Annotated in this window: 16 protein-coding genes; 2 read left to right on the top strand and 14 right to left on the bottom strand. The window is 37.0% G+C overall.

From position 1 onward, the window contains the following. Positions 1-16 precede the first annotated feature (16 nt). Entirely contained in the window at positions 17-1,057 is a 1,041-nt protein-coding gene (locus M4I44_RS12940) for a PLP-dependent cysteine synthase family protein (protein WP_026110163.1), read from the top strand. A gap of 169 nt (positions 1,058-1,226) precedes the next feature. Here M4I44_RS12940 and M4I44_RS12945 read toward each other — a convergent pair whose 3' ends face one another. Further along, positions 1,227-1,421 carry a hypothetical protein gene (locus M4I44_RS12945; protein ID WP_017498217.1) on the bottom strand — a complete coding sequence of 65 codons (195 nt, stop codon included), beginning with the start codon at positions 1,419-1,421 and terminating at the stop codon, positions 1,227-1,229. 240 nt (positions 1,422-1,661) lie between these two features. Here M4I44_RS12945 and M4I44_RS12950 point away from each other — a divergent pair, with 240 nt between their 5' ends. Then, positions 1,662-2,417: a hypothetical protein gene (locus tag M4I44_RS12950; protein WP_017498218.1), complete on the top strand. Its 756-nt coding sequence runs from the start codon at positions 1,662-1,664 to the stop codon at positions 2,415-2,417. 102 nt (positions 2,418-2,519) lie between these two features. Here M4I44_RS12950 and M4I44_RS12955 read toward each other — a convergent pair whose 3' ends face one another. The 13 genes from M4I44_RS12955 to M4I44_RS13015 form a co-directional block, all read right to left on the bottom strand. Then, positions 2,520-3,101 (bottom strand): hypothetical protein, encoded by a 582-nt coding sequence (locus M4I44_RS12955; protein WP_249964936.1) that lies wholly within the window; start codon positions 3,099-3,101, stop codon positions 2,520-2,522. 1 nt (position 3,102) lies between these two features. Beyond that, on the bottom strand, positions 3,103-3,798 hold the full coding sequence (locus M4I44_RS12960; protein ID WP_249964937.1) for a hypothetical protein: 696 nt from the start codon (positions 3,796-3,798) through the stop codon (positions 3,103-3,105). Then, positions 3,786-4,301, bottom strand: a complete 516-nt coding sequence (locus tag M4I44_RS12965) for a hypothetical protein (protein ID WP_249964938.1) — start codon at positions 4,299-4,301, stop codon at positions 3,786-3,788. Before M4I44_RS12965 ends, M4I44_RS12960 begins: the two co-directional genes overlap by 13 nt. Beyond that, positions 4,279-7,134 carry a fibronectin type III domain-containing protein gene (locus tag M4I44_RS12970; protein WP_249964939.1) on the bottom strand — a complete coding sequence of 952 codons (2,856 nt, stop codon included), beginning with the start codon at positions 7,132-7,134 and terminating at the stop codon, positions 4,279-4,281. The genes M4I44_RS12965 and M4I44_RS12970 overlap by 23 nt, the downstream gene beginning before the upstream one ends. A 35-nt stretch (positions 7,135-7,169) precedes the next feature. Then, complete coding sequence (locus M4I44_RS12975; RefSeq protein WP_249964940.1) at positions 7,170-8,339, bottom strand: hypothetical protein; 1,170 nt, start codon at positions 8,337-8,339, stop codon at positions 7,170-7,172. Further along, positions 8,324-9,619: a hypothetical protein gene (locus tag M4I44_RS12980; RefSeq protein WP_249964941.1), complete on the bottom strand. Its 1,296-nt coding sequence runs from the start codon at positions 9,617-9,619 to the stop codon at positions 8,324-8,326. Before M4I44_RS12980 ends, M4I44_RS12975 begins: the two co-directional genes overlap by 16 nt. An 89-nt stretch (positions 9,620-9,708) precedes the next feature. Next, positions 9,709-16,287, bottom strand: coding sequence for a T9SS type A sorting domain-containing protein (locus tag M4I44_RS12985; protein WP_249964942.1), 6,579 nt, complete (start codon positions 16,285-16,287; stop codon positions 9,709-9,711). 22 nt (positions 16,288-16,309) lie between these two features. Then, complete coding sequence (locus tag M4I44_RS12990; RefSeq protein WP_157495916.1) at positions 16,310-17,488, bottom strand: hypothetical protein; 1,179 nt, start codon at positions 17,486-17,488, stop codon at positions 16,310-16,312. Positions 17,489-17,507: 19 nt separating this feature from the next. Further along, positions 17,508-18,692: a hypothetical protein gene (locus M4I44_RS12995; RefSeq protein WP_249964943.1), complete on the bottom strand. Its 1,185-nt coding sequence runs from the start codon at positions 18,690-18,692 to the stop codon at positions 17,508-17,510. 4 nt (positions 18,693-18,696) lie between these two features. Then, positions 18,697-19,863, bottom strand: a complete 1,167-nt coding sequence (locus M4I44_RS13000) for a hypothetical protein (RefSeq protein ID WP_249964944.1) — start codon at positions 19,861-19,863, stop codon at positions 18,697-18,699. Between the two features lie 4 nt (positions 19,864-19,867). After that, positions 19,868-21,124 (bottom strand): hypothetical protein, encoded by a 1,257-nt coding sequence (locus M4I44_RS13005; RefSeq protein ID WP_249964945.1) that lies wholly within the window; start codon positions 21,122-21,124, stop codon positions 19,868-19,870. Positions 21,125-21,160: 36 nt separating this feature from the next. After that, on the bottom strand, positions 21,161-22,480 hold the full coding sequence (locus M4I44_RS13010; RefSeq protein ID WP_249964946.1) for a hypothetical protein: 1,320 nt from the start codon (positions 22,478-22,480) through the stop codon (positions 21,161-21,163). A gap of 4 nt (positions 22,481-22,484) precedes the next feature. Beyond that, positions 22,485-24,566 (bottom strand): hypothetical protein, encoded by a 2,082-nt coding sequence (locus M4I44_RS13015; RefSeq protein ID WP_249964947.1) that lies wholly within the window; start codon positions 24,564-24,566, stop codon positions 22,485-22,487. Position 24,567: the final 1 nt, after the last annotated feature.

Here is a 24,567-nt window from a genome sequence, read left to right on the forward strand (position 1 = left end):
GATTAACTATTTTTTTATGAAAGAAGAAATAAACGCTTATAATAATGTTTTAGAATTAATAGGCAATACCCCCCTTATTAAACTAAATAAAATCACCGAAGAGTTAGAAGGCAATTTCTACGCAAAGGTAGAAGCTTTTAATCCAGGACATTCCTCAAAAGATAGAATAGCGTTATACATTCTTGAAGAGGCCGAAAAAAAAGGTATTCTGTCGCCAGGTGATACCATAATCGAAACGACATCCGGTAATACAGGTTTTAGTTTGGCTATGGTAAGCATTATAAAAGGTTATAATTGTATTTTGGCAGTAAGTTCAAAGTCATCGAAAGATAAAATTGACATGTTGAGGAGTTTAGGTGCAAAAGTTTATGTATGCCCGGCTCACGTTTCAGCAGATGATGAAAGATCATACTATAATGTAGCGAAACGTTTACACGAAGAAACAAAAGGTTCTGTGTACATTAATCAATATTTTAATCAGTTGAATATTGATGCACATTATAACTCTACCGGACCAGAAATCTGGGAACAGACAAAAGGAAAAATTACGCATCTTATTGCCTGCAGCGGAACAGGAGGAACGATCTCAGGAACTGCAAAATTCTTAAAAGAGAAAAATCCAAATATTAGAATTTTAGGTGTTGATGCTTTTGGATCAGTATTAAAAAAATACCACGAAACAAAAGAGTTCGACAACAAAGAGATTTATCCGTACCGTATAGAAGGTTTAGGTAAAAATTTAATTCCTTCGGCTACAGATTTTGATATCATCGATAAGTTCATGAAAGTGACGGATGAAGAAAGTGCTCACTCTGCCAGGGAGATTACCAGAAAAGAAGGGTTATTTGTAGGATATACTTCAGGAGCTGTAATGCAAGCTATTAAGCAATACGCAGAAGAAGGAGAGTTTACTAAAGACAGTAATATTATCGCTATTTTTCCGGATCACGGTTCTCGTTATATGAGTAAAGTATTCAGCGATGACTGGATGAACGAACAAGGCTTCTTTGACAGTGTCAATGAAGAAGAAGTTCAAAAAATTGAATTTGTAAAGTAGTACGGTAAACTGCTTTTCTAATATATTGCCTCATTCGTTTTGCGAGTGAGGCTTTTTATTTGTGAAATGTTCTAAACTACAGGGAATAAATAACGATATCTGTGTATTTAAACAACATGTTTGGAGTAATAAAAAGCCTTCTTAAATATTTAAGAAGGCTTTTTGTTTTTTAGTGTTGTTTTTTTTGTTGTCCCGGTGCATAAGCTTTAGCACTTTTACTTCCGGAGATTTTTTTAGCCTGCCCTGGTGGAATTTTACCGGAAGGAGTACTTTGTGTATGTACACTACAGCTTATTATGCTAAGGAGTAAAAAGACAATAACCAAAAGAATTACTGCAAATTTGGTATATTTTGATGTTTTCATTATTTGTTTTTTTAGCTGCAAATATATTAAACTGTATGAGTTTTGTTATTTCTTCTTTGAAAGAATTTTGATCATTTGTGCGAAATAAACAGAACTATGAAAATTAATGTGTGTACTTGCAATTTGGGTAAGTTATGATAAAAAGAAGAATATTTTTAGTTCTTCCCAACCTTTTCATTTAAAAGGCACTCTATAGAAGTATAATCGTCTTTGAACGGTTTAAACTAAAAATAGTATCGTATGAAAAAGAAATTCACTTTAGAAATAGCCAACCCTTGTTCTGAAAATTTTGATAATATGATTCCCAATTCACAGGGCTCGTTTTGTAGTTCCTGTGCCAAGAATGTAATTGATTTAAGCCGAAAAACGAACTCTGAAGTTGCCAGGTTCATCGCCGAGAATAAAGATCAGAACATTTGTGCGCGATTAAAAACAACACAGTTAGAGGAGGAGTTTGTACACCAGGAGACTTCCAAAATGAATAATCTGAAGTATGCGGCAGTAGCAGCTTCTATTTTGCTGGCTTCAAATGTTACAGGACAGGAAAAAACTCCGGTTAAAACGGAAATAAATGAATCGGTACCTAAAAGTAATATTCTGGGCAAAATAGCCATTAGTCAAACCGTTCAGGAAGAAATTTCGATAACAATAAAAGGGAAGTTGTTAGATGCAAAAACAAACAGGCCATTAAACGGCAAGATCTATCCGAATCTAACCCTTAGTATTAATGACTCACAACCTCCTATGAAAATAGATTCGAAAACAGGTGATTTTTCGATTACGTCCCTAGTTTCTAAAAATGGTGAAGCACTTATGATTACAATCTCGAGCGGGGATTATTATTTATCCAAAACGATCCCTTTTGACCTTAAAAAAGTGAAAGGTAATGTTCTTCATCAAAACATAAAGATCAACACAGAGGAGTTGATTAAGGTTTATATTGCTGGAGGATTAGGCATTAATTATTCAGAAAAAAAAGTGATTAAAGAGAATTGATTGATTTGTTGTTTTTTTGAATAGAAAAAGCTCTGGATTTCCAGAGCTTTTGGTGTTTATAGATGAATTAGTTTTTGAATGTTTAGCTTGTGTTTTGAGCCGTTATTGATCGAGGTATTTGGAAAGCGAAGCTTTGTTTTGCTCCGTTACAACAGCTAGTTTATATAAATCAAGAACATTATTTTCATCTTTAATGGATTGCTTTAATTTATTAATTTCGGGGTATGAATCATTATTTTCTTTGCTATAAAATTCAAATATAATATTTGCATTGGTGAACTGAAGTATTTTTTTTACTGATGTATAAATTTGATCTTCCGGTATGTTTTTTTCCCATTTGTTTTGATTAAAGGTTACATCCATTATTTCTAATTTTGGAGATTCATTTTGTTTTATAATGTTGTATTTTATGTAGTTATGGGTTTTGTTGTTGCTGATTATTGCAAATTTTGTTAATAATTTTATAGAGCTTAACGTGTCATTTCCTAATGAATTAAAAATTATTTTTTCAGGTAATTTGTCTAGATTTTTACTTGAAAGTAAGGTATCTCTTTCTCGTTGTGTATAATCGTGTACATTTGAAAATTCAAAGATGTTTGTAAACTTTGCTTTTGTGGTTACTATACTTTGACTATTGCTTTTAATGGAAGATAATAGTATAATTAACAGGAGTATATTTTTCATTTTACCAAGTTTTAGAATCTATAGTTAAGTTTAGGATTTCATTGTTTTTAATTGGGCTGTACCACGATAAAAATGTATTTTCAAATTTTCTTAAATCTAATACTTTACCCGAATATATTTTGTTGTACACTTCTTTTAACTTGGGATTGGTGATTTTTCCTGAGAACAATTCTAGTAATACATCTGTTTTTAGTCTCATAATCAAAATGGAAAGATTTGCTGTGGTAGAATTAGAAACTTTGTACCAACGATTATCAATTTTCTGTAAAACATAACATCCTGAGGTAATTTTTGAATTTTCTTGTTTAAAATAAAATTTGACAATTTCGGTAGGTACTCCTCCGATTTGAAAAATGACTTTATGAACTAATTGGATATAATTTTTATCTCTATCCATTTGTTCTATTTTTGTAAAATAATCAGCATTTCTTTTGGTTGATTTTAAACTTCCTCCTAATGTATTATAATCAACCCATTCTTGAGTTGTCGCAGAAAGTATTGATTTTATAAGATTTTCTGGAGTATCATTTTTAACATCTTCCAATTTTTTAAAATCTTTCTTAATAATTAAAGAGTCATATTTTTGAAATGATAATTCAGTTTCTTCTTCGTTTCCAACAATTATGTTTGAACTATTGTTTTGTCCATATATGATATTTGATAATAAAATTAATAGATAAAATTTTAGTTTGACCATGATATTTTAGATTTGTATTTGATTAGTAATAGTAGATAGGTTATGTAAATTAAAGAAAATATAATGACTCTTTTGTTATTCTCCGTTTCTTCGGATATGTCAACTTTTTTTTGATTTTCATAAGCATATTTTGCTGTTTTTTTATTTAAATACCAGATATTAATGGTATCCCTATGATTAGCCATATATTCTTCGATGTCTGAACTTAAGTCTTTGTATTTAAAAAGTATCCCTTTTGTGTCTTGGGTACTTATATAGCATCCTTTGTTGAAGTAGTAATAGATCGTAGATGAAGACGATGAGCTTTTTCCGCTTCTACTGTACGATACTTCTGAAGAGTCTATTTTTACTTTAATTTTTGTAAATTCATTTTGATTTTTTATAATGTTATAATTACTATAAAATTCAAATGCAAACATGAACATCATCAATGTTGAAATTGATAATGTTGAAATTAATACTATAGCAATTATTGTAGGATTAGAATTTGTGGGAGATTTCATATAAAGGAATTTTATCTGTTAATTCAACGCTTTTTTGGAAATCTACTAATTCAAATTCAATAAAACCTTTAGTTCCAATCTGAACGTTAGCAAAAAGAATTGCGGGAGGTATATAACCTTCAACAACTAATGTATTAGTAGAAAAATTATAAGTTCCATCACCTTTTATAGCAACTTCAACAGCTCCTTTAGCTTCAAATTTTACTTGGTCTCTTGCTACTTTTAGTTCAGCTTTAACACCAAAAGTAAGACTTCCTTTTGGACCAACTTTTAGAAATGGATTATTTTTTTGATATTTTTTTTGTTCAACAAGGATATATCTTTCCACACCTCCTTCTACTTCAACGGCGAAAGCGGCTTTAAAAAATAATCCTATATCAACAATTCCAGCTCGTGAAAGTCTATCCAGAACTGGGTGAGTAATGAGTACTTCTTTTGTTTCCGCAGATATTCCACCCGAAATTGAACCAACTTCCATTTTCTTATAAAGTCGAGATTCTTTATCATTTTCATTATACTTGGATCCCGTTATTTTAATTGGATCAACTTTCATTTTAATGTATCTTCCAATTTTTACATATCGATCTAAAAGTTGAAGTCTATCGTCTATTTCATTAAAAGACTTAGTAAGAACCTGACTTACCGCAGGAGGGACAAAAGACCATGCTACAGCATTTTTATCAACAAATTTAATATTAACCTTTCTAGATTTTTCGTTTGGAAAACCTGCTAACGAAATAATTGTTGCGCTTTTGTCAAGATCTTTTGCAGTGAATTTAAGGAGACCCTCAGTATCAGCTATTTTGGTTTCATCTCTAAACCAATGAACGTTATCTTTTATTTTACTTTTGGGTAAAGCAGGATCAATAGTAAGGGCTAAACTTGTTTTTGGAGTGTTAAATTGCTCTTTAACATAATACAATATTTCATCTTCTTTTGCAATTCTATTGGTTTTATTTTCTCTAGCTGTTAACGCTATAGATTTAAAATTAGATTTAACTGGTGCCGGTGGTTCAGTGGTTGGATTGGTTTGACTAGGACTTGGTGTAGTTGTATTTGTTGGGTTAGTTGCGACAGGATTCGTTTGACCAGGACTTGGTGTATTTGTTGTTGGATTAGTTGTGACCGGATTAGTTGCAACTGGATTAGTTGTAACTGGATTAGTTGTAATTGGATTATTCACAGGCGGCACTGTAACTGGAGGTATTGTTGTATTATCCTTAGGAGAATTATCTTCAGGAATACTATCATTTGGGCCAAAAATGTTTAATTCAGGAAAATTATCAGCAATATCATCAACATCCAGGAATTTATCCCAGTTACTAGCATCATAACCAGCCACAATTTCACCTGAAATTAATTTGAAATCAGTATTAAGACCAATATTATCAAAGGTAATTTTGATTCTGGTATTTTCGCTCAGGTTCCATTTTGAGTTGCCTTCACCATCTTTTGGGCTTAGGGCTTCAGCGGCATCAATGAGTTTTCTGAATTTTTCTAAGAAAGGCAGCGTTACATAGCCGTCTCCTGAGAAGTTACCGTTACTTCCTGTGGCGTGCAAGACTACAATAGGGAAATCTCCCGCTGAAATTACATCATTTGGGAAAAGTTCCGGAAGTGGTGTTTGGTTGGTCAGATCTTTTGGATCCGGTTTGATTCCACAGCCCTGAAATACAATCTCGTCTCTGGCAATGGTGGTGAATTCATATATTGAACTGTGAATATATTTGCCCACATCACAAGATGATCCTACGGTATATTCGTAGGTGGTGTTAGGCTTTAAGTTGCTAAGCGTAATATTTTCTCTTGGAGTTACGGCTTTGTACCATTCCGAACCGGAATTTTTCTCGCGATAGTTTACCTGATAGTCAAAGTTATCGATGTTACCACTCCAGTTTATCTTGGCCTGATCCTGACCGATGCTTTCGGTTTTAATGGCAAGGGGAGAGGTACAGAATACTTCGTAAGTAAAAGCAAAGATTTCGGTATAACCGTTGTTTTTAAAAACCCCAATTTCTTCGGCTCCTAAAATGGCTTTTGCTTTGATGCGCCAGGCGTATTTTTTGCCGGGAATCAGTTGAGGTTCACTCATGCCATATTGCAGGGTAGTCATTTTGGTTGTGGTGGTGTACAGGGGTGGTGAGTAAGCAAATGCATTTTGCACCGGGGTGTAATTGTCCCAAATCTCGACTAATGAAAATTCATATTCTACATTACTAACGTTGATGCTTCGCGGTGTCCAGTTAAAAACAATGTTCTGCAGGTTCTGCTGCATGATCGAAGCATTGTTTAAAGGCAGGTTCAGGAAGGGAGGTTCGTTTTGAAAAATAACGGTAGTTGTACCCGTTTTTCGAGACAGTTTTTTTCCTGTGGCAAAATCATATACTTCTACATAAAAGTTACTGATTCCTTCGGGTAAAGGCTGAGCATATTGATTTGGATTTAATCCCAGTAGGTTTTGGAACTGAAAATAGGGAGCCAGATCAACATTGGTTAATTGCAATGGAAATCCTCCTTCGAGATACAGTGGTTTTGCTCCTACAACAAAATCGTTGTTGCTGAACGAAACTCCATTGCCCTGAAAGTATATTTTTAATCGAACCTGACGATTGGAGATGTTCAAATCGTTGAGTAGCAATTGAATTTTAATGGGACTGTTTATGGTAGTCGCATCGGCATACTTGCTCAGGTAAATAGGTGATGGCTGCGTAATTTGGGTGGTAACCGAAATCGGGAAGGTTTGAGCAAATCCTTCAAATCCTATTAGGGAGCAGAGCAGCAGCAGGTACAGGTGTAAGTTTTTCAGCATTTTGGGTAATTGAATTTTATCCATTTTTTGTGAGGTTAGCAGGTAGGTATTCACTCCTTTTATTTTTGAATATGGTTAAGATCGATTTCATCAATGTTTGCATTTTTGAGAGCGAGATCATGATAAAACGGTATCATTTTGACTTCGATAGCGGCTATTATTTCAGAACCGGATTTTTTTTCTTTTATCGATTTAAAAGCTTCTTCCATTTCTTCTGCACTAAAAACTACTGCAGCGGGATTTTGCTGTATTTCGGCAGCGGGAAGTTTGGTTAATGCCGAAATTTCTTTGAGCATCCATCGGTGGCGTGTAAGCTGATCGCGATTTTTGTTACTTCGTTCCACCAATTTCTGATAGGACTTGTAAGCTGTTTTATCGGTAATGTTTTCTTCATTCACACCATGTAATTTGTGGCTGTTTACTCTTCCTAAAGCCGAAACATAGGCATTTTCCAGACTTGCATCTTTGTCTTTCATCTCTGTTTCTAATTTTTTGGCAGCTTCGAGCACATAATCTTTGTATTTTTTTACGTTTTCAGCTTCAATGTTGTAAGCTTCCAGGTAATCTAGTACTTTTTCTTTGAACTGTTTGTCATCCGGTGTAAGGGAAGCCAGTGTGAGTAAATGCTCTAAATTTGTACTTTCTTTTTCCGGTAATGGGTTTAGTGCCAATTGCATTTCTTTTAACTGAGCGGTAATCTGATCGCGTGTTCCTTCTAAAGCTTTTCCGTTAAGATTTATTTTCAGAATAGAAGTAAGGTTCATGTCTCCCTCTGTTCTTGGTTCTCTCTTGGGACGCATTTTGATTTTGTCAAAAGAATACGAATAAGACAGTGTAGCAGTCATATCATTGTTTTTACCAGTGGCTGTTTTATTGAATAGTGTGATGACACTCATGTTGAAATTGTGTTTTTCAAGATAAATGTAAGACCCGTTCAATCTGAAATTGAAGATATCGTTTTGCTTGCGACCATTGTTATAGCTGGTGTTGTAACTGGTCGAGGCATTGGCATTCAGTTTTTTATCAAAAAATAATTTGGAAGCGCCAACTGTTGGTCCAATAATAAAACTCTTTCCTCCATCCGTTTGTCCGTAGGTATTGTTTATGGAACCGTTGAAACTTAGCTCTTTTTGAGGATAACCAAGAGAATAGGTTAGGGCTGAGTTGTAATAGGTAGAAGCTCCGCCTGCAACTGTCTTTCCTTGTTGTTGGTTTACGGCATCCTGCATAGAGAAATTGGCACTAATTGCTTTTTTAGTTGTTTGTCATTTCTTAACAGATAATTTACAGTCAGACCTAAATTTTGGTTCACTTGTCTGAAGTTCAACGTGTCTAAATACTCGTAATTTGAAACCTGATTGATGTAGTCAAATTGATTACGGCTGTTGGTGAACGATTGAAAGTTAGAGTAGTTCAGGTTCAGGTTTAATTTTTGATTGGGTCTCAAATCGACATTAGCTGAGGTTACCAAACGTTTCATCTGGCTTTCTTTCTGCTTTTCTAAATTGTCTTTCTGAAGTCCTAAGTTTAAAGCAAGCGACACTTTATCTTTATACAAACTTTGGGTTGCATTAACGGTTACGTTTTCTAAATCGTTATTAAAATAGTATCCTCCAAAGGTTCTGTAGTTAGGGTCAATTCGTTCGTAACCTAATCCTAAAGTTCCTTTTCCGGCCGGGTAAGCCAATTGTCCTTTAAAGGCATTATAACTTGTGGTAGTGCTATTTCTACCCAATAGAAACGAGGAAACTCCTTTTGCTTTTCCACTTGCCACAACTCTTAAATCTTCAGTAATACTACTGCTGGCATATTCGGTAGAGACTTGTAGTTTTTGAAAAAGTTTAAAATTAGTTTCAAAACTGATGGCAGCATTTTCCTTTGGAGCGACATCCAGTTCAAAAGGTACGGGGTTGTTTAAAGAATTGATCTGATCTTTTGCCTTAAATAAGGTAAGTCCCAGGTTTATTTTCTCTAGGGAATAAGCGGTTTTAAATCCGTATCCAAATCTTTTGTAAGCAGACAGAATATCCGGATAGGCTGAATCAAATTCGTTACTTTTTAATAATCGTCCGTACATCGCACTGATTTTAAATTTTCCCTGTGGGGTTAAATCCACTCCAAAACCGGTAAACTGATGACCGCTCAGCGTGTAAGGGGAGAAGGTCATGCTGACATCTCCAATATGGGCAGTAATCCATTTATAGGAAGGATGTATGCTCAGACGATTCATTAAAACAGGTTTGTTGTACCCGAATTTTTGATTGGTATAGGAAAACGAAAGCGGAATGTTGTACAGATTGGCAATATTGAAATTGATGTTTCCGTTCAAAAAATAACTGAAGGGCTCTCGTGTGGCATTACCGGAATAGAATACGGTATTGGCTGATGCACCACCACTGACATTTATAAGTTTCGCTTTGCCTAACTCCTGTACATTAAAGTTTTGCGAAAAAGCAAAGGTACCGGTGAAAAGCAGTAGTGTAATTAAAATTATTCTTTTTAAAATCATTCTTTATGGGCCATGGAAATCAAGATTGTTTTCTTGATTTCCATTAGTATTTGAAATTTATAATTTTTGCTTGCTGGATAAATTAGAGTTTACTGAATAATGATTTTTCTCAATTTACTTCCTTGCTGTGACTCGAATAACACGAAATATATTCCTGACGGAAGCCCGGTTAAACTAAAGTTGAACAGGTAATTGTCTTTGCCTTCCTGTGTTTTTGAATCTATCAGTAAGTTGTTGTTCAAATTATAAACCTTAACATGTGCCGGCATTACTTTATCCAGCAGTACATCTACAGTAAAAGCTCCTTTTGACGGATTTGGATAGATTTTCAGATCGAATTTCTTGAAAGTCTGATCGTCCGGGTTGTTTTCTTCATATTCTCCTTCAGTTACTAAGATTGACTTGGTTTGAAAAGCAGTACAGTTTCCTTTTTTAGTGTTCAGTGTAATGTCGTATTCACCGGCCTGACTGAAACTGATTTCGGCAAAATCTTTGTTTTTCGAGATTACGGTTGCATTGGCAGGAATTACCCATTCGATTTCATCGGCGTCAGGATTACTGATGTCAACGATTATGAATTTTTCGTTTTTGAATACCTGACTCGAGATGGCAAATTCAGCACTAATTGGGGTATTCTGACTTGAAATTTTGATGGTATCTGTAGCCTCACAACCCAATTTGTTGGTAACAACAACGGTATAATTTGCAGGTTCAGAAACGGTAACTATAGCTTTATTGCTCTTGAAACCTTTATCAGAGGTCCATGAATAGGTGGCTTTATCGTCATTAATTGTGGCATTAATGGTTAAGGTCTGATCAAAACATAAAGTCACATCTTCTCCGATATTAATAACATCTTTCGGTGGATTGACAATGGTGTAGGTATGATTGATAATACAACCTTTGCTGTCTGTAACGGCAACTTTATATTCTCCAGCCGAAGCATTCTTTAACACATTTGAGGTTTCACCGGTATTCCATAAATAAGTATAAGGCGCTTTTCCTCCTGAAGCGGTCAAGGTAATAGTCGCATCAGAACCGGCATAACAGGTTGGTATTTTAATGGTTTCGGCCGCTGCCAAATGAACAGGCGCTACAATGGTAATATTTTTTGTAACGGTACAACCGTGTTTGTCTGTGATTTTGACAAAATAATAACCTGGTGGTACATTTTTTATGGTAGCAGTTTGAGCACCCGTATTCCAGCTGTAGGTATACGGTAGTGTTCCTCCTGATGGGTTAGCATCAATAGTCCAGTCGTTGAAGTCTCCACAAAGAGTATAGTCAGCGGTGAGGGTATTGTTGAGAACCTGAGGTTCAGTAACGATGAAAATTGGACTTGTAGCTTTGTTTCCATTTGAATCTGTTGCGATTGTATAGTACGAACCTTTTCCGATACCTGTTAGAGTAGTCGTTGTGGCCAATACGGTGGCATTGTTTTCTGCAAACCACTGATAAGTATAGCTTTCACCTGGTTTTAGGAATCCACCAATTGTAATAGGTTTCAAACTTCCGTTTTTATCTCCATTACATAAAACAACATTTTGTACTTCTACGTTAGTTTCTAGTAGAGGCGGTTCGGTAACTTGTAATAGCTGTGAAGTTAAACTACAGTTTTTAGCATCTTTAATGATAACATAGTAGTTTCCGGCAGCCAGATTTATTGCTGTGGCTGTGGTCTGATTCAATGCTGTACCATCGCTTTTGAACCAGTTATAGGTGTAGGCACCATTGGCTCCCTGTGCGGTTATGTTCAGAGATCCGTTGCTTAGTCCTTTTCCTGTAGCAGGAGTTGATACAATTTTGCTAATTATTAAAGCAGTTGGAGACGTAATTTTTACAGTCGCCTCTGTGCTTGTACATTGCTGTGTGTCTTGTACCTGAATGGTGTATTCCCCATCAGCTAAATCAGTAATAGTGGTTTTTGCTCCGTTCGCGAAATTGGTCCAGTCTTTAACCAGTATTCCATTTTGGAAATAACGGGATCTGAATATTCCATTTCCTCCTGCTGCTGTGATAGCAATACTTCCGTTTGTATCTCCTAAACATTTTACAGGTTCGGGAACGGATGTAAAGGTTATATAATCCGGCTGAGTTATGATTATTGGAGTAGTGGTTACTTCAATTGCTTTTGAATCTTTTACAACAGCGTAGTAAGTACCTATTTTGGCATTGATGAGTTTGATGCTGTTTTCATTTGGCAATAAGGTATTGTTTCTGTACCAACTAATTTTTTTGGTTCCAAAACCTCCGGCTACGGTTGCTTCGAGAATCGCATTGTTGGATTCAAAGCAGGTCATGTCCTGAGTTTGTCTGATTGTTATGGTTAACGGATTATCGGTAAAGTCAAAATCAGCGTATTTTGTACAGCCAGTTGCATCCTGAACGGATACATAATAGTGATCTTTAACTAAACCTGTAAAGTCGACCATTTTGGCTGCTGTATTTGAAATTGTTTTTAGAACTGTTATGTTAGCCTGCGCATCTTTAGTGTAGAGTTTATACTCAAAATTTGGTTTTCCTCCTATAATTTCAAAATGCAGTGCACCGTCATTTCCGTTTTGGGCTGTAGGGTTGATATAGGTAATTTTATCAACGTCAAATCCAAAATCTGCCGGTTGTGTGATGACGATGTTCTCCAGAATTCCGATACAATGGGTTGCATCAGCTGAATTGTAATTGGCGTCACGAACTTCTACTGCATAATCGCCTTCAGTTAGGGCGTTTAAGGCTACTGGTGTAAAGTTTTCGTAAGTATTGGTGGCGGTATTTCTCTTTTTCCATTGATAGTTATAAACTGGAGCACCATTTACAATGAAAGGTGTTCCTCCAGTAACAGCTATTTGAATTGCTCCGTCTTGTCCCGCAAAACAACTCACGGGAGTTTTTGAGGTTAAGTTTACCGTAACGGCAGTAGGCTGTTTAAACGTTACGTCAATAGTATTTGAGTCTACATTACCCACATCGGTAGCGGTAAGTGCGTAGTCTCCGTCTGCTATGTTTTTAAAACTGGCTGTGTTTTGAACAATAGTTACAACAGTTCCGGTTGTTTTATTTCTTAGTTTGTAAGTGTAAATTCTATCAATTTGGTTTTGTGTAAAAGTTGCTCCTCCGGTTGCAATAGCTTCTAAAGAGCCTACTAAACCGTTACATTTTGCCTGTAAATGAGTTTCGGTCAATACAGGTTTTGTTGGTTGTTCTATTGTATAACTGTTGGTGATCGTACATAGTTTTGAGTCGGTTATCAAAACGGTATAAACTCCTGCAGGAACATTGTTTAAGGCAGGACTATTAGTCCCTACTACCGTGTTCGAATTATTTTTCCATTGGTAGGTATATCCCGGAGTTCCACCCTCTACGGTAATTGCAATTTTACCGGTCGACAAACCAAAACCTGTTGTTGGTATAACCGTCTCGCTGCTGATGAAAAGAGATTTTGCTGGTTCAGTAATACCAACAGTTTGTACTTGTGTCTGACATCCGTTAGCATCACTTATAAATATGGTGTAGCTTCCGTTAGACAATCCCGTAATAAGTCCGGTTTTAGTATCAACTGTTCCACCACTTGCTACGATAGTGTACGGTTTTGCAATGTCGGCGAACTTAGTTCCTCCAACGATGTTTAACTGCACGGTACCATTATTTCCATTATGACAGGATACCTCCGTTTTGGTGTAGGTAAAGGCCAGTTTATCCGGTTGTGTAATGGTGAAAGTGTTTGTTCCAAAAAGAATGTTGTTTTGCTGATCTTTTACGGTAATAACATAATCTCCGGCTCCTAATTCTATAGCTTCCGAACTGGTTAAATCGTCTTTGGTACTTTCGGTATGTTTATGTTTTACTCCGGTTGTTGTATTTAACCATTCAAAAGTATAGGCTTTCACACCGCCTCGTACGACAGCCGTAAATATACCTGGCTCATCGCCATAACAGGCAACATTTGTATTTGGAGTCTGTATGATACTGATGATCTCAAATTTGTCGGGCTGTGTAATTTTGTAATCTACCTGTGGAAGACTACAGCCATTTGCATCTCTAACGATCAAATGATAAGTACCAATAGCTAAATTTCCGATGGAAGAAGCTGAACCAATTATGGTTGGCGATGCATCTTTTGTCCACTCATAACTATAGTTAGGTTTTCCACCTGACACGGTTACCGCTATGCTACCGTTTTTGGTTTCAAAACCGGTTAGGTCAACTAGGGTTGCACTTTCAATTTTTAAAGGTGCAGCAGGCTGCGTGATCACTACAGGCACATTAAGTGTTGCAGTACAACCATGATCGGCCTGATCTTTTACGGTAACGGTATAACTTCCTATTGTAAGATTTGACAGATCATCTGCGGTGGAGTAATTCACACCGTTTTTAGTCCATTGTTGTGTATAAGGACCGGTTCCTCCTGTGATAGTAATATCAATAGCACCAGTTGCGGCACCAAAACATAAAACATCAGTTTGCTTTGTTAATTTTACTATTAATTCATCTGGCTCGTTGAGTTTATAGTTGAGTTGTTCTGCTTTTGCAAAAGGACCCGCTGGTTCAGGATTTGCCGAATCGGTTACGGTAACGCTGTATTGACCAACACCACAATTTGTGATTTCCGATGTAGTTTCAGACGGAAGTACAATTCCATTTTTCTTCCATACGTATTTGTAAGGTGCAATTCCACCTTTAGCAAGAGCGACCAATTTTCCATTAGAATCTCCGTTACATTTAATAAATTGGGTTTCTTTAATCTGAACTTCCAATAAGTCCGATTCGGTTACCGTATAGTCCTTTGTAACGATACATCCCGCATTGTCTGCAGCATTTGCATTAGCATCTCTAATTTCTAAACGATAAGTTCCCGCTTTCAGAGCTGTTATATCTCTTGTTGTTCTCGGAAAAGTCGGATCACCGGCACGGGTCCATTTGTATTGGAAAGCCAGAGTACCTCCTGCTGGATCAGCAGGGAATAGTATTGAACCAGTATTTTGATTAAAAATGGCCACATTTTTAATAGCTGGTGTTGGAACAACAATTGGATTAGGCTGGGTAATTTGGATATTGTCTAATCGTGCAGGACAGCCATTTTCATCGGTAACGGCCACCCAGTAGGTACCAACAGGAACATTGCTCAGTCTTGAGGCTGTACTGCCGTTACTCCATAAATAACTATAAGCTCCGGTTCCCCCCGAAACAGTAATGTCTATGGCTCCGTCATTCCCACCATTACAGGAAACATTGCGGCGTTGCGCAATTGAGTTTGTTATACTAAGGACGTCTGCAGGTTCTGAGATGGTATAAACTATAGAGAAGATACTATTATTAGCATCGGTTACTTTTACGGTATAATTTCCTTTAAGAATTCCGCTTAGAGTTGCCGATTCTTTACCGGGCATTTCAGTTCCGTTTAACAACCATTGAAATTTATAGTTAGGGGTACTAGTGTTTAGTGTTCCGCCACTTGCTACTACGGTTATACTACCAGTAGGCTGGCCTTTACATTTAATATTGGTCTGATCTTGCAAGACTACGGCCAGTGCTTTTAATTCGATTATTTCGCTTGAGATGCTACATCCTTTTGCATCTATTACTGTTACCTTGTACATACCGTTTCCTAAGCCAGTAGTAAGCCCTGCGCCATTAGTATTGGCACTAAAAGGCTGACCGTTTTTAGTCCATATGTAAGTATAGGGAGCAGTTCCTCCCGTTGCTGTTACGGTAATGGTACCGTCGGTTGCAACAGTCGATGTAGGTTGTGTTTGTGTTATGTTTGTGATGGCTAATGCCGCTGGCGGCTGCGTAATTTTGGTTATTACACCGTTGGAAAAAGTACAATTATTAACATCTGTTACGGTATACGAGTAATCTCCTTTTTTTAAGCCCGTTCTGGTTGCACCTGTACCACCGTCATTCCAAAGTACGGTAAGTGTACCGCTTCCTCCGCTCAGACTTACCCTAATTTCCCCATCATTACCATCAAAACAGCTAACGTCTTTTTTAGAAAGCACAGCGGATCCGATTTGAGGATTAGGCTCTAATAATACTACAGGTCCCGAAGCTGGATTATTCTTACTATCGGTAACAATAACTTTATAATAACCGGCATTTTGTCCCGTGATACCAGGGGTTATGCTTGGTCCCGAAATTTTACTGGAGTTATTTCCGGCTGCATCACAGCTGTACCAGGTATAATTATATGTTCTGTCTATTGGTGTTGCACTATACGGATAACCTCCAACAGCTGATGCGGTTAGGCTACCTGTTCCTCCCGGACACAATATATTAGTTGGTTTTGGCGTACTAACGACTAATTTTCCAGGTTCGTAAATTACGAAAGAAACATCAGCACTTCTACAAACCCTGTCTTTGTCTTTTGCATACATGACGTAGCTTCCGGCTGGCAGTGAAGTCCATGAAACGGGAGTATAAGGCTGCCCGTCTTTGAAAAAGAAATAAACGTAGTCGCCTGTACCTCCTTCAAAAATAACAGAAAACGTACCATTGGCTCTGCCATTTTCTGTTGTATTGGTATAACTCAAAGTACCAGCAGAAACTGTAATTGCTTTTGGTGTTGTGATTGTAATCGTTCTGGCTCCGTTAACTGCCGGTTGAGGGTCCGGAGCTTGAGAATACCCCAAGAAACTCATAAGAAGCAGTAGTAATAAGTAGATTTTTTTCATAATAATATGGTTGTTCGGGAATTTATTGTTCTGTGCAATCGAATTTGTCAACGATTTTAATGGTATGTGGTCCATCTTCCGTTATGGGTATGGTATGTGGATTTGTAAAAAGATGTTTTTGTGCCAAGGGTTCTCCGTCTAAAAGATAATAGTAGGGAGGGGTTCCCCCTGAGGCAGTGATTAATATTCCTTTTAGATCTGTGCTGCAAGCCGGCTGTACGGCCGTAGTCGTAAAAGTTAATGGAACTTTTTCATCAATCGTAAAAGGATCTGTAACGATAGCACTTAATCCTACTTGTTGACCATTATCGGCAGTACTTTGTGCCTGGTATTTTATGGTGTATGTCCCCGCCGCTATTCCATTCCAGGTATAGGTTTTATTTTTAGTTTCTTCTTCTGATGCTTTAATACTTTTGATAAAACCAGTATCCGGTGCCACCGGATTGACGCGGAACAGATTAAATAGAAACTGATCGTCTTTTTTTAGCAGTGATTCAAACTTTAGAGTAGCACTTCCGGTAGCTGTATTAGCACATTCGACAGCAGTTGTAGTTGGTTTTTTTTCTGCCAACTCAGGCGAACAGCCGATAATACCGTAGGTAACTATATTGGTAAAATGCGTCTGATAACCAGTTCTAAAATGAATTGTAGTTTTTCCATTATAATTCTCAAGCTCTGATATTTTGAATGAAATAGACGGATAGGATTGAAAGTCACCTGGGAAATTAGCCCAATTTTGACCGTCATAACTATATTGCCAATTGAAACCATTTTCAAAATTGATTGTTTCGTTAACACAATAGCTAGTTTTAGAGCTTGTATTTGTCAGATGTAATAAAAGTATTGATGAGGAAGCAAAGCATCCAGAAAAAAAAGTGACATATTGAGGTCCATTTGTTTCAATGAAAGTATTCTTTTCAATGTAGCAGTCCTGATGCATACTAAAACAACTAAAATCTATTCTTTTCGTTACCGGATCAGGTGTTGCATAGAAAAAATCAGTTTGCGATATTGGTTGATACGTACCATTAGGGAATAAATTTAAACTATTGCCCAAAAAAAAGATATCATATGATCCCTGAGTTTGCTCGCGTTCAGTTCTAGGCTCCAAATCGGTATTGATAAGTAGTCCGTACTCGGTTTGAGCTTGCAGGGTCATTGATGCCATAAATAATATCAGATAGAGTAATGTTCTATTCATTTTAGATAGTATTTTATAGTTAGTTTTCAATACAATTAGAAGCATCAACAACGACTACTTTGTGCCCGCCGTCTGCTGTAATCGGGATTTGGTGATAACCGGAAAATCCAACTTTTTTAGGTACTGTCTGGCCGTTTACAACTTCGGTCTGATCGTCTAAAATGTAGAAGTACGGACTTGTTCCACCGGCCGCATGTATTTCTATGAAGCCTAGGCTGTTACTGCATTCAGGTTGTATTGCCGTTGCCCAAAAAGTTAAGGCTGTATTTTGTCTGATTTCGAAATTTGTTACCGCTGACAAAGTAGAAGGCGTACCGTTACCAAACTGTGTTTGAAATTTAAATTGGTACTGTCCCGGAGGGATATTTTTCCATTTGTAACTAAGTGCAGACACTTTTTCTACATCAGGATCATTTGAAGTTGCATCAGTAATAAAAGTACTACCTACAGCATTGCGATTGAAAAGGTATTTTTCGCCTGGTTCCAGAGGTCTGCTAAAAGTAAAGGTTACGCTGCCATTGCTGTAACTGCAAGTGGTATAGTTTGGGTCGGAGGTAGCAGAAAGTTTAGGAGAACAAGGTATAATATTGTAAGTAGCCACATTAGAATATACATTTTCATCAGGAGCATTTGGGTCAGAATCAATTAAAACCCTGAAAATGATAGTTCCCGTATAATTGTTTAAAGCGGGATAATTGGCTTTGACAAATTCAAAGCTTTGATTGGGTGTGGTAGTAATGTTCATAGGAGTGAAATTTATACCATTAGTGCTGTATTCCCATGAAAAACGATAGGGTCCCGGGCAGCTTACCGCGGTAAGTGTTTTTTTATCACAAAACAAGTTGGTATATACGTCTGGTTCGGGTAAAACGGCATTGGTTATTCCCCAAAAACAATCATTCATGTTAATTGTACTCTGTTCATAACAGGCCATAGGATCACGCCAGGCACAGCCAAAACTGGTATCGGCTATCGAAATTAGTTCAACATAGGTTGGAGGGACATTAAATACATGATAATCTCCAAATTCTGCAACTGGTGCAATGTAGGTGTTGCCGGACATAAAGAAATAAGACTGTAATGCAGCGCATTCGTTGACACAGCTTCCCATACTATGACGGACGATGTACAGTTTTTGCGAATAAGTCTTACTGCCAGATAAGAGTATTACAGTTAATAAAAAAAGATATATTATTTTTTTCATAATGTTATTGTTCTATGCAATCAGAGCTGTCTACAACGATCACTTTATGAGCACCGTCTGTTGTTATTTTTATAGTATGAGGACTTGTAAAAGCATGTTTTTGCGATAATGGCTCACCGTCTAAAAGGTAATAGTAAGAGTTTGATCCTCCGGAAGCTGTTATACGAATCCCTTTTTCGTCGGTACTACAGACTGGCTGTACTGCTGTTGCTGTAAAAGTTAAGGGGGTACTTTGTTTGATTTCGAACTTCGTTACTGGCGACAAAGTAGACGGGGTATTGCTTCCAAACTGTGTCTGATACTTAAATTCATACACACCAACGGGTATATTTTTCCACTTGTAACTAAGTGCAGAAATTTTTTCTACGTCAGGATCATTTGAAGTTGCATCAGTAATAAAAGTACTACCTACAGGATTGCGATTGAAAAGGTATTTTTCACCCGGTTCCAGAGGTCTGCTAAAAGTAAAGGTTACACCGCCATTGCTGTAACTGCAAGTGGTATAGTTCGGATCTGACGTATTGCCTAATCTTGGAGAACACGGTATGATATTATAGGTTACGATTTTAGCAAATTGTTGTTGATATCCGGCTCTAAATCGTACATCGCCTGTACTTTTATAATTTGGTAAATCTTTTAATTGGAATGAAATGGACGCTTTTTCCTGAAACTGTGATGGAAATGGTGCCCAACCAGCACCATCAAATTGATACTGCCAATTCCAGCCATTTTTAAGGGTAATAATATCTTCTACACATTTTTGATTGGTTTCAGGATAAACAGGAATTGGTATGTTCATACTTAATACTTCAAAATCGCCAATACAACCTCCAAAAGCATCTCTGCTAAAAGTCGCAATATTAAAAGGAGTAGAGTCTTTAATCTGACAATCGGTATCATTTTTGTTTCCTGCTGTTGCACTCCTGTAATCTATTTTGGAAGGGTTGTCTGTAACATAGAAAAAATCATATTCAATTTCAACTTCATCGCTGGTACTGCTACTTTTAAATATCGATTTGTTCCCCAACGTGAGGCTTAAGCTACCGGCATGACTGCCGTCCCATCCACGAGAAGGTGATAAAGTAGAAATTACAAGAATTCCATAGTCCGTTTGTCCATGAACAAACAGGTTTCCTAGAAAAAAAGTAAATAAAAGTAGTTTTTTCGTCATAGTGTTATTTTTCAATACAATTAAAGCTGTCTACCACTATTACTTTATGTTCTCCATCCGTTGTAATATCGATGATGTCAGGGTTTTTAGTAAGCTCTTTTTTGGGCTCATTATCGAGAATGTAGAAGTAAGGGGGCATTCCTCCACTTACTGAAAAGCTAATACCACCTTTATCACTACTACTAGTACCACCACTACAGACTGGCTGTACTGCTGTTGCTGTAAAAGTTAAGGGGGTACTTTGTTTGATTTCGAACTTCGATACAGGTGACAAAGTAGACGGGGTATTGTTCCCAAACTGTGTCTGATACTTAAATTCATATACACCAGCGGGTATATTTTTCCACTTGTAACTAAGTGCTGATACTTTTTCAACATCAGGATCATTTGAAGTTGCATCAGTAATAAATGTACTGCCTACAGGATTGCGATTGAAAAGGTATTTTTCACCCGGTTCCAGAGGTCTGCTAAAAGTAAAGGTTACGCCGCCATTGCTGTAACTGCAAGTGGTAAAATTAGGATCTGACGTAGTGTCTAATTTTGGAGAGCAGGGTATGATCGGATAGATCGCAATATCCGACTCATAGGTTTCAATTTTAGAAGTATTTAGATTTTCGTATTCAACAACAAATTTAACAAACAGGTTCCCTGTATAATCTTTCAAATCAGGAACATCATTGAAATTAAAGTTTATCCCATTTTCGTTATATTGTGTACCATAGGTAAAATACTTCCATTGGGTGTCGGTATTTTTCTTGTACTGCCATGAATAACCGGCACCTGACAATTGAATCTGTTTTTGTACAGTAAAATTGCCACAGTTGCCAATTGAGCCACTTGGTTTCGGCAGATCTAAAAGCAGGAAGTTGGTTCGGCCGTGACAAGCTCCCATAGATACACTTTTTGGAGCAGCTAAAGTCACCTCATCTTTTTGATTGCATTCTGGTCCTCCCAGTTGGGTTGGTTTAACAACATAAGAACCGTTGATTACAATTTTAAGAGGGTATTTCGTTTCATCATACTGTACTAAATCATAGTAAACCTTAACATCATCGTCGTTATTATTCAGGTTATAGGCTTTACCAAAAGCCGAAGATCCGTTAGTGGTGATGTTTACACTATACGTGTTGGATTTCAGGTCAGGACCATATCTTGTTAACTGAGTTTCAATTAATATTTTACCCGTTTGACCATAAATGAGCTGAGTCGCAAAAAAAGCGACTAAAATCAGAAGGCAAGTGGTTTTGTGTAAAATATTCATTATTGAATGTTTAGAATAGAATAGTATTTATCAAAGTTATTTTTCCATGCAGTCAAAACGGTCCAGGACAATCACTTTATGATCACCATCGGTTGTAATATCTATGATGTCCGGATTTTTGACCAGCTCTTTTTTGGTCTCATTATCGAGAATATAATAGTACGGAGGTGTTCCGCCACTTACTGAAATTTCAATGCCACCTTTATCCGTACTGCATTGAGGCTGTATGGCGGTTGCTTTAAAAGTTAAGGCCACTGCATTTTCTATTTTGAAAACCGGAGTCTCTACCGGACTTGATCCAATTGTGGCATTAGGATCTGAAGCATTTTGTGTTTGGTACTTTATCGTATAAGAACCCGGAGCAATTCCTTCCCAAGTATAAGCTCTGTTCCTAACATCTGTATCTTTTGCAAACTTGTGACTTCTATAGGCACCGTTTTGATATAAAGTAAGAAGTAATTTTTGTCCCGTTGGAATGTCCGACAAAAAATTTAAAGTGACACTGCCGGTGGGTTCATCAAAACATTTAACCTGAGCGGTTACCGGTGCACCATTGAGTTTAGGAGAGCAGGGAATAAATTTGTACGTTAGAATATCAGAATAATCATTTGCTCCGCCACTTCCGGTTCTGGTGTATCGTGCCCTCAATTGAAAATTTTGGTTCAATTGCAGATTAGGGATGGATGTAAACGTTATTGGTATGTTTTGTGCCGATCTTGAGGCATAAGGAAGAAGCTCTTTCCAGCCTGCCGTGTTTGGATCATAATATTCAACAGCAAAAGTCATAAAGCCACTTTCACCAACTACAGCTACCGTAAAATTGAAAGTTTCACATTGTTTCAGCTCTGAATTTGAAACATTGTAATTGTTTGCTTCCACAAGGGTTTGCAGATAGAAGAATTCAAACTGGGTATTGTGTGTAACCGTAACGTTATCAAAATTATAAGCAAAGTTAGATTGCCAGTAACCGGAATACGGACCTGTCATAAATGGTGCATGTTTCTGAAAGAATCCCGAAGATACGTTATCAACTGCTCCACTAAGACGCAATGGGGTATTGGAAACTACGACACCATCCATCGGACTAGCACCTGAATTTTTTAAAACATACGAAAATGAACTGCTTGAGCCCGTCGAACTTGCATTGGCATAAGTTCCGTTGAAGGGATATGTATCACCAGTGTTTAAGTAAAAGTAAACGTTTCGGCTGGTGCTTGGTGATTTTCTTAAATCCCACTTCACTTTATATTTGTATGTTGTCTGGCCGTTGAGTAACTGCATACCAAAAACAGTCAAAAACAGAGAGGCTATTTTTAAGGTTAGAGATATGCTTTTGTATGTCATAAATGGTTTCATTTCCTTAGAACTTTACAGTGAAAAAATCCATTTTAGAGGTTCTTCCATCTTTAAATGTTGCTCTGATACCGTATTGGTATGTCGTATTAATGGTAATAGTAGGATCTGGTAAAAAGCGTGTTTTTCCAGGAACAATCTGAATCAGTTGCAACGGATCTTTATCTGAAGCTTTGTAGATTTCGAAGCCATCAACTTCATTGTTCGCGTAATCCCAGGACAAATCAATAGTATTGGAAGTTTTATTAGGCTGAGCGAAAAAACCTTTCACAGCAGGCATTACAGAATACTTTGGAACAAATAAAGTTAATCCCGGTGAAGGATTAGAAACTAAATTACTCTCGTCTTTTGCAAAAATGGCATAACGGTAAGTGTTACCTTCAACAGCTGTTTTGTCCTGAAATTTTTCTTCCTTATTCTTGGTCTCCAAAATCAGCGTCCAGTCTTTTTGATCATTTTCTTTTCGGTACAACTGGTGTACGGCCACATCCTCACTCTGGCTGTTTACCCATTCTAGAAAAACAGCTCCTTCTTTGATTTTGAAGCTGGTAAAAACAGGTGAGGTGGGAGGGATTACATCTGGTTTTTTAATAATTAAAACATCTGAGAAATCAGACATATTGTAATGATAATCTACAGCAATAACTTTGTAATAAACCTTACTGTTCAAACTTTTAACAAGCACTTTGTCCTGATAAGAGTTGGGTTCGCTAGGGCTTACTGTCAGCTGTGTAAGTTCTTCTTCAGCGGTATTTCCTCTGTAAATACGATAACCAAGAAGATCTTTCTCTTTGTTAGGATCCCATGTTAATTTCACCACACCTAAACTGTCTATAACTCCTTTTAAACCGATTGGTTTAGAAGGGGGTATTGAGTCTACCGGCTGTACAAGCATAGGAAATGAAGTTCTGTTGCTGCCTTGTTTTCCAAGGGCCGTAATCGTAAAATAATTCGTCGATAAGAGTTTGTTGTACGTCACCGTACGACTCTTGGCAGGAATGTTTTTTATTACCGTTTTATAGCCATCATCATCCTTATCAGATCGGTTTAATTCAAATCCTGTGATTTCAGTATCACCTTCTGTTGGAAATTCCCAAGTCAACGTAACGGTGTTTTCATCTTTAAATTCTTTAACAGTAAGATGAGGAACATATTTCAGGATTGCAGTACCTTTTCCTGTTATAACTTGTGAATAGGGGCCTAATTCACCAAAAGGTGAAATTCCCTGAATTCTGTAGCTGTACGGTTTATTGTTCGCAATAGAATCGACATAGAAAATCTGACTGTTACTGGTGTTTTCCTGATTTAAACTAGTATAAGGTTTATCTGTGATTCTTTCGAATGTTTTTTTATCGGTTGAACGTTCTACAAAATAATTGGCATAGGTATGCGAAAGTATTTTAAAATTCCAGCTTAACATGGTGCTGCTGTCTGTAAAATGAGCCGTAAAATCCATTGGTTTTGGAAGAGGTTGATAATCATCTAATCCAACGAAAATTCCACCATAAGAAATTGTAGCCTCTTTTTCAGGTACGTTTGAGATTATCCTGTAGGCATATTTTTCGTTAGGTTTAACCGTTTTATCTTCAATTCCCAGACCTGCTTTTTTCGCAATTTCGTAATCCCTGTCGGCGGTTAGCAGAGCAAACGTAAATCTTTGCTCATTCTCTTCTGACAGGTTTACGATATTTTCTAATTTATCTGTACCGGTAACCGAGAAATTTTCTCCATAAATGGCTTGTGCTACAATGGCAGCATTGTCGTTCTTTTCGATTAGTTTTTCCCATGTTTCCAGCGGTTCCGGTTTCAAAGCATTAATTAGAACTACTTTTTCAGGGGTTGGCAAAGTTTTATTGTTACGGGTAACGGTATAACGTTCTACAGTATATCCATAAGTATTTAGTTTTTTCCAGGCCATCGCATTGCTGACGGCCCATCTTAACAAAATTCTGTCTTTTTGCACTCTGGCTATAACTTGTATTTCTGATTTTATTTCGTTTGGATTCGCTTCTCCCGTACCATTTTTCTCTTGCGCATAGTTAGTACCGGTTATTATAAAAGTAAGGAGAATTAAAAATTTAAGCTTCATG

The sequence above is a fragment of the Flavobacterium sp. B183 genome, assembly GCF_023539155.1.
Lineage (GTDB): Bacteria > Bacteroidota > Bacteroidia > Flavobacteriales > Flavobacteriaceae > Flavobacterium > Flavobacterium tructae.